This is a genomic window from Pseudovibrio sp. W74 (assembly GCF_001623085.1).
Taxonomy (GTDB): domain Bacteria; phylum Pseudomonadota; class Alphaproteobacteria; order Rhizobiales; family Stappiaceae; genus Pseudovibrio.
In genome coordinates, this window is the sequence record NZ_LMCJ01000002.1 from 32,045 (window position 1) to 44,066 (window position 12,022).

11 protein-coding genes are annotated in these 12,022 nt (G+C 54.0%); 4 read left to right on the top strand and 7 right to left on the bottom strand.

Going from position 1 to position 12,022, the window contains the following annotated elements; all coding sequences use genetic code 11:
- Nucleotides 1–16 precede the first annotated feature (16 nt).
- The 7 genes from PsW74_RS00935 to PsW74_RS00965 form a co-directional block, all read right to left on the bottom strand.
- Nucleotides 17–1,018 (bottom strand): oligopeptide/dipeptide ABC transporter ATP-binding protein, encoded by a 1,002-nt coding sequence (locus PsW74_RS00935; protein WP_063287595.1) that lies wholly within the window; start codon nt 1,016–1,018, stop codon nt 17–19.
- Nucleotides 1,015–2,010 carry an ABC transporter ATP-binding protein gene (locus tag PsW74_RS00940; RefSeq protein ID WP_063287594.1) on the bottom strand — a complete coding sequence of 332 codons (996 nt, stop codon included), beginning with the start codon at nt 2,008–2,010 and terminating at the stop codon, nt 1,015–1,017. The genes PsW74_RS00935 and PsW74_RS00940 overlap by 4 nt, the downstream gene beginning before the upstream one ends.
- Entirely contained in the window at nt 2,010–2,885 is an 876-nt protein-coding gene (locus PsW74_RS00945; RefSeq protein ID WP_063287593.1) for an ABC transporter permease, read from the bottom strand. Before PsW74_RS00945 ends, PsW74_RS00940 begins: the two co-directional genes overlap by 1 nt.
- On the bottom strand, nt 2,882–3,823 hold the full coding sequence (locus tag PsW74_RS00950; RefSeq protein WP_063287592.1) for an ABC transporter permease: 942 nt from the start codon (nt 3,821–3,823) through the stop codon (nt 2,882–2,884). The genes PsW74_RS00945 and PsW74_RS00950 overlap by 4 nt, the downstream gene beginning before the upstream one ends.
- 186 nt (nt 3,824–4,009) lie before the next feature.
- Complete coding sequence (locus tag PsW74_RS00955) at nt 4,010–5,587, bottom strand: ABC transporter substrate-binding protein (protein ID WP_063287591.1); 1,578 nt, start codon at nt 5,585–5,587, stop codon at nt 4,010–4,012.
- 413 nt (nt 5,588–6,000) lie between these two features.
- On the bottom strand, nt 6,001–6,636 hold the full coding sequence (gene maiA / locus PsW74_RS00960; RefSeq protein ID WP_063287590.1) for a maleylacetoacetate isomerase: 636 nt from the start codon (nt 6,634–6,636) through the stop codon (nt 6,001–6,003).
- Between the two features lie 88 nt (nt 6,637–6,724).
- Nucleotides 6,725–7,225 carry a MarR family transcriptional regulator gene (locus PsW74_RS00965; protein WP_208987774.1) on the bottom strand — a complete coding sequence of 167 codons (501 nt, stop codon included), beginning with the start codon at nt 7,223–7,225 and terminating at the stop codon, nt 6,725–6,727.
- A gap of 310 nt (nt 7,226–7,535) precedes the next feature.
- On the opposite strand from PsW74_RS00965, the gene fahA reads away from it, so the two are divergent.
- The 4 genes from fahA to PsW74_RS00985 all read left to right on the top strand — a co-directional run bounded on the left by fahA (nt 7,536) and on the right by PsW74_RS00985 (nt 12,011).
- On the top strand, nt 7,536–8,804 hold the full coding sequence (fahA, locus tag PsW74_RS00970) for a fumarylacetoacetase (protein ID WP_063287588.1): 1,269 nt from the start codon (nt 7,536–7,538) through the stop codon (nt 8,802–8,804).
- A gap of 14 nt (nt 8,805–8,818) precedes the next feature.
- Nucleotides 8,819–9,769 (top strand): MBL fold metallo-hydrolase, encoded by a 951-nt coding sequence (locus PsW74_RS00975; RefSeq protein WP_057461345.1) that lies wholly within the window; start codon nt 8,819–8,821, stop codon nt 9,767–9,769.
- Between the two features lie 401 nt (nt 9,770–10,170).
- The gene (locus PsW74_RS00980) at nt 10,171–11,793 is read left to right on the top strand and encodes an FAD-dependent oxidoreductase (RefSeq protein ID WP_063287587.1); all 1,623 of its coding nucleotides are present in this window, start codon (nt 10,171–10,173) and stop codon (nt 11,791–11,793) included.
- Nucleotides 11,790–12,011, top strand: a complete 222-nt coding sequence (locus PsW74_RS00985; protein ID WP_063287586.1) for a DUF2783 domain-containing protein — start codon at nt 11,790–11,792, stop codon at nt 12,009–12,011. Before PsW74_RS00980 ends, PsW74_RS00985 begins: the two co-directional genes overlap by 4 nt.
- Nucleotides 12,012–12,022: the final 11 nt, after the last annotated feature.

The window sequence follows — 12,022 nt, forward strand, 5'->3', positions numbered from 1 at the left end:
ATCGTGTGATGGGGTTTTATGCTGATAAAAGAGCTTCGGCATGATGACAAGCCACATTACCGAGCTCATCTAATGCCCTCAATCGGGGAGTTTCACTTTGGCATCGCCCTGAGGCATGGGGACATCTTGCATGGAACGCGCAGCCCTTTGGCACGTTGAGCGGGCTGGGCAGTTCGCCAGAGATTGACGGGCGAGTATGGCGTTTGTCTGGATCAAGAGAAGGTGCAGCTGCCAGAAGAGCCTTGGAGTAAGGGTGTTTTGGGGCGTTAAAGAGCTGTTCTGAATCGCCGATCTCAACAATTGTGCCCAGATAAATCACCGCGACCCTGTGGGAGACATGGCGGACAAGTCTGAGGTCATGCGCCACGAACAGGATGGTCAGATCCAGTTTGTCCTGCAGTTCCAGCAGTAAGTTCACCACCTGTGCCTGAACTGATACATCCAGAGCTGACACCAGTTCGTCCGCAACCAGCACCTCTGGTTCAACCGACAAAGCGCGTGCAATTGCAATGCGTTGACGTTGCCCACCGGAGAACTCGTAGGGCAATTTATCCGCAGCATCTTGCGGCAGGCGCACCAAGTCCAGCAACTCGGCAATCCGATCATTGATCTGCTCAGGTGGCCGCATGTTGTGAACACGCAGCGCCTCGCTCAAGACCTGCCGCACTGTCATGCGGGGATTGAGGGAAGAATACGGGTCCTGAAACATCATCTGAACCTTGCGGTTATACTCCCGCAAGGCAGCGGCATCCTTGGCTGCAACCTCTTGCCCGTCATAATGTATTTTGCCCGCATCTGCCTCATAAAGGCGGGCCAGACAGCGGGCTAAAGTGGACTTCCCGCAGCCGGATTCGCCAACAATGCCAAGGGTTTCACCCCGTTTCACCTCAAGGCTTACCCCATTGAGTGCTTTGACGATGCGTTTTTCTTTGCGTTGAATTGCGTCGAAGAGGGTTCTTTTGAGCGGAAAGTGTAAATGCAGGCCCTCAACTTCCAGAACAGGAGCTTCATAGGTCATGCCAGCACCTCCTCACGAATATCTGCAGTGAAATGGCAGGCAGATGAAATTCCATCTCCCAACTGGGAGAGAGGTGGTTTGCTACCAAGACACACATCCTCCGCTTTGTGGCAGCGCGGCGCAAAGGCGCATCCTTTCGGCAAGGCATCCAGCGCCGGTGGTGTACCGGGAACAGAATAGAGTGGTGTGCGGGGTGGAATGTTTTCCGGTACCGACTTCAAAAGGCCGAGTGTGTAAGGGTGCTGAGGTCGTTTCAGGACATCACGAACGGAACCAGTCTCTACCAAGCGACCAGCGTACATCACCGCCACGCGATCACAGGTTTGCGCGACCACACCCAGATCATGTGTCACCAGCACAATCGCCATATTGAGGTTCTTGGCCAGCGACAACAGCAGCTGTAGGATCTGATCCTGAATGGTCACGTCCAGCGCCGTGGTGGGTTCATCCGCCAGCAATAGCTCCGGATTGGACGCCAGTGCGATGGCGATCATCACACGCTGGCGCATGCCGCCGGAGAACTGGTGCGGAAAGTCCTTGAGCCGTGATGACGCGCTGGGGATGCCCACCATATCCAGCAGTTCTATGGCACGTGCCTTGCGGGCGCGGCGGTCCAGATCGGTGCGGGCTTTCAGGTTTTCCTCAATTTGCAACCCAACAGTGAGCAGCGGGTTGAGTGAGGTCATGGGCTCCTGAAAGATCATGGAGATCTGGCTGCCACGAACAGATTGCAACTGTTTGTCTGTGCGAGTGAGCAGATCCTCACCCTTCCAGTAAACGTTGCCTTCCACCGTGCCATAGTCGCGGGCAAGGCCGATGATGGAGCGCAAACTGATGGATTTGCCAGAGCCACTTTCGCCCACCAGTCCTAGCACCTCACCAGCACGTACATCAAACGAAATGCCATCAACAGCGCGCAGAACGCGGCCTTTGCTGTGAAAGGTGGTGGTGAGATCGCGAACCTGTAACAGGCTCTCGTTTTGGTTGGTCATCAGGATGCCCCCCGTGGTCTGAGAACATCGGCAAGGCTGTCTCCAACAAGAGAGAATCCAAGCCCCGTCAACACGATCGCGATGCCCGGCATCAGGCTCATCCACCAGGCGGTGGTGATGAAGTTGCGGCCTTCTGCGATCAGAACTCCCCATTCTGCTTGCGGTGGCTGCGCGCCAAGGCCGAGGTAGCCAAGAGAGGACCCGAGCAGGATGGCGAGAGCCATGTCAGTCATCCAGTAGGTGATGAGCGGCGTCATGGCGTTGGGCAGCAAATGGCGAAAGATGATGCGGCCAGAGGAGTATCCCATCACCCGTCCGGCAGAGGCGTAATCGCTGGTCATCTGCGTCATGATTTCAGCGCGGGTGAGGCGGGCATAGTAGACCCACTGCACCAGCGTCACCGCCACATACATGTTGGTCAGCCCCGGCCCCAAAACCGCTACAACTGCAATGACCAACACCAGAAACGGGAAGGTGATGGTCACATCCACCAAGCGGCCAAAGAGCACATCTGCAATGCCGCCGTGATAGGCGACCAGCGATCCAACAATTACACCAATCACCATGGCGAAGAAGGTGGCAAAAAACGCGATTTGCATATCAACCTGATACGCCCAGATCACGCGGGAAAGCGTGTCACGGCCCAGATTGTCTGTGCCAAACGGATGCGCCCAGCTTGGTGACTTCTGGATCGCATTGAAGTCAAAGGCGTTGGGATCATACGGCGCAAACGCCCATGGGAACACAGCCAGCAGGATGGAAGAGGACAGGATGAAGAAGCCAAGCAGGAAGCCTGGACGAAGCAGAGCTTTGACCCGTGGATGGAGCTTTTTCTTCTGCGGCGTGCTGGCTTGGAGTGTATCGAGCTGGGTCATGACAGGCGTAACCTCGGATCAAGCCATGCCTGCACCATGTCGGTGAACAGAAACACGAGAGAAACCATAACAGCGAAGGTGAGGGTGAGGCCCTGTATCAGCGGGTAGTCACGGGCAAATATCGCCTCCAGCATCAACCGGCCAAGACCGGGAACCGCGAACACCGTCTCCGTCACCAGCGTTCCGCTCATCAGATTCCCGATAGAAAGGCCGAGCAGTGTAACGGTGGAAATGAGCGCATTGCGCAGGACATGGCGACCCAGAATAACGCTTCGGGATAACCCTTTGGAGCGGGCGAACTGAACATAGTCCGCATCCAGCACCTCAATCACCGCAGAACGCAAGTTCCGCATGATGATGGCAGAGGTGTAGAGCGCGACCGTCAGCGCGGGCAACATCAAGTGGTGCAGGTGCTGCAAAAACGTCGTGCCATAACCACCAACCGGAAACAATCGCAGGGACGCTGCAAGGAACGTGAGCAACAACAGGCCGATGTAAAACACAGGGGTCGACAAGCCGACCTGAAAACCACTGCGAATGGCAATGTCGAGCCCACGGTTTTTGTTCAGCGCGGCGACAAAGGCCAATGGGCCAGCAATGAGAATGGAAAGACAAACGGCATAGAGCGTGAGGAACGCAGTGACTGGAATGCGTTCAATGATGACTTCCAGAACTGGCGCTTTGAGAAGAATGGATGTGCCCATATCTCCACTCAAAGTGTTCCTGACAAAATAAAAGAACTGCATGACCAGCGGTTCATTTAGCCCGAGTTTTTGGCGGATGAGTTCCAGCTGAGCTTCGGTGGCTTTGGCATCGGCCATGGCGATGGCCGGATCCCCTGGCAGCATACGTACCAGCAGAAAGATAACGACCATCACAAGAAGAAAGGTCGGAATAATCTGCAGCAGCCGTGACACCAGATAGGAAAGTGACGACATTCCTGAGTCCTAATAGGGCGTGAGCATTGAGAGCCGAAGCGACTGATAATGGGATTGACGCTTCGGCTTTCCGGATTGCATAGGGCAGACGGTCTGGTCCTGCCGTTTTCTGATCAGACCACCCGCTCCGTTTACTTCACACCCGGCTTGCCTGTTGATGCAGGCCGGGTGCACTCAGAGGAGGAGTTATTTTGCAATCCACGCCGAGGAGAACTCATTGTTCCCCAACGGTGTCTGGAGATAACCGTTCACGTTGGCCGACAGTGCAACAGCAAATGGCGTTTCATAGAGGAACAGAAGCGGGGCCGCATCTGCATAGATTTCCTGCATGCGCTTATATTGCTCACTGCGTTTTTCCGGATCGATCTCGGTGTTGGAGGCCTCAAACAGGGAGTTGAACTCCGCATTGTTCCAACCAGTCCCAACAGCTTTACGGGTTGGGTAATAGCCCAGCCAACCTGCAACCTGTGCCGGATCATTCACATCATTCACCCAGCCATAGGTGTGAATGTCGAACTCGCCGGAGCGGTTCTTCGCGCCGCGGGTCGGGTTATCAACCTGCTCCACTTTCACGTTGACGCCAATGGCGCCCCACATCTGCTGGATGGCAGCAAACAGAGTTGCGTCATCAGAAGAGCCTGCAAGTGTGGTCAGCGTGATTTCAGCCCCTTCAAGACCTGATGCAGCAGCCAGTTCTTTCGCCTTGGCAACATCATAAGGGTAAAGCGGGCCACCATCATGTGCCAGCTGGGTTGTCGATGCCATCAGTGGGGATGTCATCGACTTGCCAGTGCCATGCGTAATCAACTGAACCAGCGCATCTTTGTTGATGGCATAGTTCAGCGCCTGACGCGCCTCTTTGGTTGCCATCGGGTTTGGAGAGCCATCTGCGCGGGTCTCACGAGAATTGATCGGGCTGTAGATGATGCGGGTGGATGGATACAGCTCCATGTTGATCGCAGGGTCTGCCTTCAGCTCAGCCACGCGAGAGAATGGAACAAACTCAGCACCGTTCACTTCACCTGCCTGCAGTTTCAGGATACGGGTTGCATCATCCGGAATCACGACGAAGCTGACCTCATCCAGATACGGTAGTGGTTTGCCGTCTTCGCCCTGACGCCAGTAATGCGGGTTGGCAGAGAACGTCATGGTACTGCCGCGGCTACGGTCTTTCAGCGTAAACGGGCCGGAAACAGGCGTACCCGGAGCGAAAAGGGCAGTTGCCTTTTCCTGATCGTTTGCCCCTGGCGCAGCGTCAAACGCGGCCTTGGACACGATCGCGGTGTTGAAGGTCGCCAGAATTGAGATGATGGTCGGATCAGGGTTCTTCATGGCGAGCGTCACGCCATTGTCGGTCTCAGTGATACTTTCAACAGAGCCCAGAAGACCGGACCATGGACCGAAATCAGGATTGGTGGCGCGCTCCAAAGAGAATTTCACGTCTGCCGCAGTAATCGCGGAACCATCGGAAAACTTGATGCCGTCGCGTAGGGTGATGGAGATGGTTTTACCATCTGCGGAAACCTCATAACCGGATGCGAGGCCTGGAACGATGGTTTTGCCATCTGCCTTGGTGCGGAGCAGGGTATCATAGAGGTTTGTGACCATCCAGATATCCGGGTTCCGGTCTGCATAGACTGGATCAACCAGATTGGAATCATCATAGCGGGCAAAGGTGAGCGTGCCACCACGTTCCACGGCCTGAGCCGAATTGATGGCGAGCATCGACACGCCTGCAAGCGCGGCAATCAACAAAGTCTTCATGATAGTCCCCTCAATTGATACACGCCGGACCTGCTTATTATTTTATGATGCATGGTGGCGTGCAGGTGGTGGCCTCTCCCAAAAATTCCATTAGCCACCGGTGATATATCAGTATTATCTCTGATATATCTCTGTTGGCAAGAGGCAAAACTCAGTAAAGAAGAATTTTCATGACAACAAATCTATGCGGGGAGATAGTTTAGAAGTGAAATATTGCTAAAATTGCAGTTTCACTGAGAGAAACTTGCGCCCATCCTTCCTAGGAAGCTTGGAGGTATTCTAACAATCTCGGAGCCAAACTATTGATGTATTCTGGAATGATGCTCTTCAAACGCGAAAACGCGGCGCAGGAATATTTTTCCAACACCGCGTTAAAAATGAAGCTCATTCATTGAACTGAGGGATATTTTCCCTCACGCATTTTGTTTTGGCGCTGCCTTTTGAAAGGCCTCAATCTGCTCTGTTTGCTCGAAAATAGCATTGATGCGAGTGAGGTGAGAGCGGTCCACGCCCCAGCGATCCGCATTGTAAACCTGCGGCACAAGGCAGATATCAGCCAGTCCCACCTGATCCCCATGACAGAATTTACCGCTCTGCCTATCTGCCAGCATCTGCTCAAATGCATCGAGGCCTTTGGCGATGAACTCACGCATCCAGTCAATTTTGATCTGATCGTCTCCGCCAGCCAGCTCTACGATGCGCTGAACGACACCCAGATTACAAACCGGATGAATATCCATCGCGATTGCATGAGACAGCGCGCGGACGCGGGCCCGTTCGCGGGCGGTGGATGGCAACAGGGCAGGGGATGGGTGCAGCTCATCCAGATATTCGATGATGGCGAGCGACTGGGTCAGCATATCGCCGTCCAGATCCAGCGACGGCACAAAGCCTTGCGGATTGCGGCTCAGGTTTTCATCGGTCTTCTGCTCGCCTTTGAGCAGATTGACCGTGACCATATCGTAGGAGAGCCCTTTCAGGTTCAGTGCGATGCGGACCCGGTAGCTCGCGGAAGAACGCCAGTAATCATATAATTTTATGTTGCTCATCGTATTGGCGCCCCCTCCCAGAGCTCAATTCATGATCTTACGCGTATCCTTCCCCGAGAGTCGGTTCCCGACTTTTGGGAGATACGCTTTAGGTCCCGTCGGCAGCCTCGGCACTTATTTCCCCAATAAGTCCCTCTGCGTTTTTCTGAACCTTTTCCATCAATGTCAGAAGAACCGCCTGTTCTTCAGCGGAAAGGTTCCCAGTCAGTGCTGCTTCCACATCCCGGACCAACGGAATAACATCGTTGAAAACGGCAAGGCCTTTTTCGGTCAGGCGCAGGACGGACTTGCGGCGGTCTTCTCCGTCAATGTCGCGGCGCAGGAACTCTTTCTTACGAAGGGCCTGCACAGCGCGGCTGACATTCACCTTGTCCATACTGGAGCGCTCGACAATCTCAGAAGCGGACAGCGCCTGATTGCGACCCAGAATTGCCATGGTGCGCCACTCAGAGACGCTGAGGCCGTACCGTTCCCGGTAAACACTTGAGACAGCAGTACTAACGGCAGTGCCAAAAACACGGACCTTATAGGGAAAGAACGACCCAAGCTGGAAGTCTTCCTTGTCCATCGTGTTATTCGCAGTCACCATGTTCATGTCTCGTTGGTTTAAAATGAAACTATTGCGCACTCATACTTGCACAATTATCCTGATAGTATCAATTGCAACTATATGTCAAGAGCTTGATCAGCGCCTCTGATATATATCCAAAAGTAGAATAATCAGCTATTTTTAGCCATTTTTCAGCATTTTAGCCCGCTTTCTTACGCTTAGGGAATTTGTTTTGGCGGAAAATGTTATTGACAAAGTTACAAGTGAAACTATTCTGAGATTAGATAAATTACAGATTGCCTGAGTCTGGGAGGACTTTGCTGTGATCTTCAATTGCCAAGGATGTGTTATGACGAGTTGGATCGAGAGTGCGAACGCACCGCACTGCCATTTCCCAATCCAAAATCTTCCCTACGGTGTGTTTGCCAAAAACGGAGAAGAGCCACGATGTGGTGTTGCGATCGGTGACATGGTTGTTGACATGGCTGTGCTGGAATCTGCCGGTCTGCTCAAGGCGGGCGGCACCACCACCGTTTTCGATAAGCCAACTCTGAATGACTTCATGGGCCTTGGCAAAACATCCTGGGACAGCGTTCGTGAGCAGCTGACTTCCCTGTTTGCTAAAGGCGGCAATGACGCGCTTTCCGGCAACGATACGCTGAAAGCAAAAGCGCTGGTGCCTATGAGCGCGGCGCAGATGTATCTGCCCTTTGCAGTTTCCGAATACACCGACTTTTACGCCGGCAAGCAGCATGCCATGAACATTGGCACCATCTTGCGCGGCGCTGAGAATGCACTACCACCAAACTGGTTGCATATCCCAATCGGATACAATGGCCGCGCCTCAACGGTCATTGTATCCGGTACAGATATCAAGCGCCCATTGGGCCAGACCAAAGCGCCAACCGCTCAGATCCCATCTTTCAAAGCCTGTGCGCGCCTCGACATTGAGCTGGAAATGGGCGCTGTTGTTGGGACGCCAAGCACCATGGGTCAGCCGATCACCGTGCAGGAAGCCGATGACATGATCTTCGGTTACGTGCTGCTCAACGACTGGTCCGCCCGTGACATTCAGGGCTGGGAATACCAGCCGCTTGGTCCGTTTCAGGCAAAAGCATTCGCAACCTCCATCAGCCCATGGGTTGTAACGAAGGCAGCGCTGGAATCCTTCCGCACCAGCACACCGGAGCGTGAAAAGGAACTTCTGCCTTACCTCAATGAGCCGGGTCCGATGATCTACGACATCGAGCTACAGGCCTACATGCAGCCGGAAGGCGCTGATAAAGCGACACTGCTCTGCCACACCAACTACAACCGCATGTACTACTCTGCGGCACAGCAGCTGACACACCATGCCATTGGCGGCTGTAAAATGAACACGGGCGACTTGCTCGGCTCTGGCACCATTTCCGGTGCAGAAAAATCCGAGTTTGGCTCCCTGATGGAACTCACATGGGGTGGCAAAGAACCAATCACTCTGGACAGCGGTGAAAGCCGCACGTTCATCGAGGATGGTGACACCCTGACGCTGACAGGCTGGGCGCAGGGCGATGGCTTCCGCATTGGCTTCGGCGAATGCACCGGTAAAATTCTGCCAGCTCCAGATTTCAAAGCTTAATTAGGATAGTGACGATGGCTAAAGCATTTGCATCCAGTGGCGACATGGAAGCCAAAAAGATCTCCTTCACCGAAGTTGGACGCGATCTGTACGCGTTCACCGCTGAAGGTGACCCAAACACCGGCGTTATCATTGGTGATGACAGCGTCATGGTGGTTGATGCGCAGGCAACCCCTGTCATGGCTCAGCTCGTGGTTGATAAAATCCGCGAAGTGACTGACAAGCCGATCAAATACGTGACTTTGTCTCACTACCACGCTGTGCGCGTGCTGGGTGCGTCCGGTTACGGCGCTTCAGAAATCATTGCCTCTGAAAAGTGTGAGGGCATGATCTATGAGCGCGGTCAGGAAGACTGGGACTCCGAGTTCGGTCGCTTCCCACGCCTGTTTGATGCAGCAGACTCCATTCCGGGCCTCACATGGCCAACCATGACCTTCAAAGACCGCATGACCATCAACATGGGCAGCCGCAAGGTTGAGCTGATGCATCTGGGCCGTGCCCACACTGCAGGCGACATTGTTGCATGGGTTCCCGATGAAGGCGTGATGTTCACTGGTGACATTGTTGAGTACCACTCTGCTTGTTACTGCGGCGACGGTCACTTCAAGGACTGGGGCAACACGCTCGACGCAATCAAAGCCTACAATCCAGACGCAATTGCACCGGGTCGCGGTGATGCGCTTGTGGGTCAGGACATGGTCAACAAAGCCATTGAAAACACGCGCGACTTTGTTGAGAGCACCTATAAACCAGCCGCCCGCGTGGCAGTACGAGGCGGCACACTGAAAGAAGCATGGGACGCAGTGCGCGCTGAATGCGATCCGAAATTCGCTGACTACGCAATCTACGAGCATTGTCTGCCATTCAATGTCGCACGCGCTTTTGATGAGGCTCGCGGCATCGACACCCCACGCATCTGGACCGCTGAACGCGATCAGGAAATGTGGGCAGCGTTGCAAGGTTAATATGAATGAGCCGAGGTGAGGATGTCCAAGATCCTCCTCACCACCTTTTCCCCTTCAAGGGATAAAGACCGCAAAGCTCAAGCAAATTCGAGGTGGAAGACCTAAAGAGAGACGACAGGAAACTACAGAATTTGGGTCACTCGCAACAGAGCGAATGCGTCCAAGAAATAGAAAATACTGGCTCACGGCAACACCTTGAGTTCTTGTCTCTCTCAGCATTTTGGCAGTGTTTATCCTGAACACCAATTTTGCTGGCCCCTTCCACCTTCAATACCGCAGGCGAAAGCCACCCCATATGCGTCAGGGCGCCGGATGGACCCCAAGTTCCAACCGGCACTCCAAAGTTGATTGATGTTTTGCCGGATGCTGGCTGAGGCATCACACTTGCTGGGAGGCAGCGTATGACGAAAAAAAAGATTTTCGAAGTTCCGCTTTATCCATATGTCCGGTCGCCGGATCAGGATGCGGAAAAGGCAGTGCGCCATAAGGTTGTTGTGGTGGGAGCAGGCCCGATTGGTCTGGCCGCAGCAATTGAACTGGCTATGCAGGATGTTGAAGTTGTTGTTGTTGATGACAACGACAAGGTGAGCTGGGGCTCTCGCGCGGTTTGTTATGCAAAGCGCCCGCTGGAAATCCTCGATCGCATCGGATGCGGTGACCAGTTTGTCGACAAAGGCGTTCAGTGGAACGTGGGCAAGGTCTTCTTTGACGAGCGTCAGGTCTATCAGTTTGACCTGTTGCCGGAAGACGGTCACAAACGTCCGGCTTTCATCAACCTACAACAGTATTACTTTGAAGAATATCTGGTTGACCGGGTTAAAGAACTTCAGGCCCAGGGCAAGCCTATCGAGATCCGCGGCAACAACAAGGTTGTCTCCGTTGATCAGGGCAATGACTTTGCAACTGTTGAGCTGGAAACACCGGAAGGCAACTACTGCATTGAAGCCGACTGGGTGATCGCCTGTGACGGGGCTGCCTCTCCAATCCGTGCCATGATGGGTCTGGATTTTGTAGGCCGCATCTTTGAAGACAACTTCCTGATTGCTGACGTGGTTATGGAAGCGAACTTCCCGACAGAGCGCTGGTTCTGGTTCGATCCGCCATTCAACCGTGGTCAGTCCGCTCTTCTTCACAAGCAGCCAGACAATGTGTGGCGCATCGATCTCCAGCTTGGCTGGGATGTCGACAAGGAAGAAGAGAAGAAGCCGGAAAACGTCATTCCACGCCTGAAAGCCATGCTAGGCGAGGATGTGAACTTCGAGCTTGAGTGGGTTTCCATCTACACCTTCCAGTGCCGCCGTATGGAACAGTTCCGCAAAGGCCGTGTGATCTTTGCTGGTGACAGCGCTCATCAGGTGTCTCCGTTTGGTGCCCGTGGTGCGAACTCCGGTCTGCAGGACACAGACAACCTGATCTGGAAGCTGAAGCTGGTGATGGACGGTACGGCTCCGATGAGCCTGCTGGACACCTATGATGAAGAGCGTGTGTTTGCTGCTGAAGAGAATATTTTGAACTCTTCCCGCTCCACTGACTTCATCACGCCGAAATCTGCGATCAGCCGTGTGTTCCGCAATGCTGTGCTGGACCTCTCCGAGGCTGCTGAATTTGCACGCCCGCTGGTAAACTCCGGTCGCCTGTCCGTTCCAGCTACCTATGACGGATCTTCGCTCAACAGCAATGACTGCGCTGGTATGCCAGTGCGCTCCCGTCCGGGCTCTCCGGCAGCGGATGCGCCAACTGCTGATGGTTGGTTGCTGGACCAGTTGGGCAACAAATTCCAGTTGCTGGCAATCAACACGGATGTGCCGGACACTGTCGACGTTGGCGGCGTGACCGTTTCAGCGCTGCGTGTCAACGCGACGGATGAAATTGCTGATCGTTATCTGGGAGACAAGTCTTCCGCTGTTTATCTGATGCGCCCGGACCAGCACGTTGCTGCCCGTTGGGAAATCTATGACGGTGCCAACGTCGCACAGGCCCTGAACCGCGCTATCGGTATTTTTGAGCAGGAGGCCGCACAATGAGCCATCTGAATACAAAAGCAAACATCGCCAAACCGGACGAGTTTTATCACGATCTTCTGGTTCTGCATGAAGGACGATCTGAAGAGGAAAGCGAAGCGCTCAACGCCAAGCTGGTTCTCATTCTTGCTAACCACATCGGGGATGCAAGTGTTCTTCGTGAAGCAATGGACCTGGCTTCCAAAACACAGGCCAGAATACAGGGAGGAGGCGAGGCTTAATCGCCTCGGTT

What these genes read in the sequence shown, in the direction of transcription:
- PsW74_RS00935 (WP_063287595.1), bottom strand. Translation starts at nt 1,018, where the DNA reads ATGACCTATGAAGCTCCTGTTCTGGAAGTTGAGGGCCTGCATTTACAC.
- PsW74_RS00940 (WP_063287594.1), bottom strand. Translation starts at nt 2,010, where the DNA reads ATGACCAACCAAAACGAGAGCCTGTTACAGGTTCGCGATCTCACCACC.
- PsW74_RS00945 (WP_063287593.1), bottom strand. Translation starts at nt 2,885, where the DNA reads ATGACCCAGCTCGATACACTCCAAGCCAGCACGCCGCAGAAGAAAAAG.
- PsW74_RS00950 (WP_063287592.1), bottom strand. Translation starts at nt 3,823, where the DNA reads ATGTCGTCACTTTCCTATCTGGTGTCACGGCTGCTGCAGATTATTCCG.
- PsW74_RS00955 (WP_063287591.1), bottom strand. Translation starts at nt 5,587, where the DNA reads ATGAAGACTTTGTTGATTGCCGCGCTTGCAGGCGTGTCGATGCTCGCC.
- maiA (WP_063287590.1), bottom strand. Translation starts at nt 6,636, where the DNA reads ATGAGCAACATAAAATTATATGATTACTGGCGTTCTTCCGCGAGCTAC.
- PsW74_RS00965 (WP_208987774.1), bottom strand. Translation starts at nt 7,225, where the DNA reads ATGGTGACTGCGAATAACACGATGGACAAGGAAGACTTCCAGCTTGGG.
- fahA (WP_063287588.1), top strand. Translation starts at nt 7,536, where the DNA reads ATGACGAGTTGGATCGAGAGTGCGAACGCACCGCACTGCCATTTCCCA.
- PsW74_RS00975 (WP_057461345.1), top strand. Translation starts at nt 8,819, where the DNA reads ATGGCTAAAGCATTTGCATCCAGTGGCGACATGGAAGCCAAAAAGATC.
- PsW74_RS00980 (WP_063287587.1), top strand. Translation starts at nt 10,171, where the DNA reads ATGACGAAAAAAAAGATTTTCGAAGTTCCGCTTTATCCATATGTCCGG.
- PsW74_RS00985 (WP_063287586.1), top strand. Translation starts at nt 11,790, where the DNA reads ATGAGCCATCTGAATACAAAAGCAAACATCGCCAAACCGGACGAGTTT.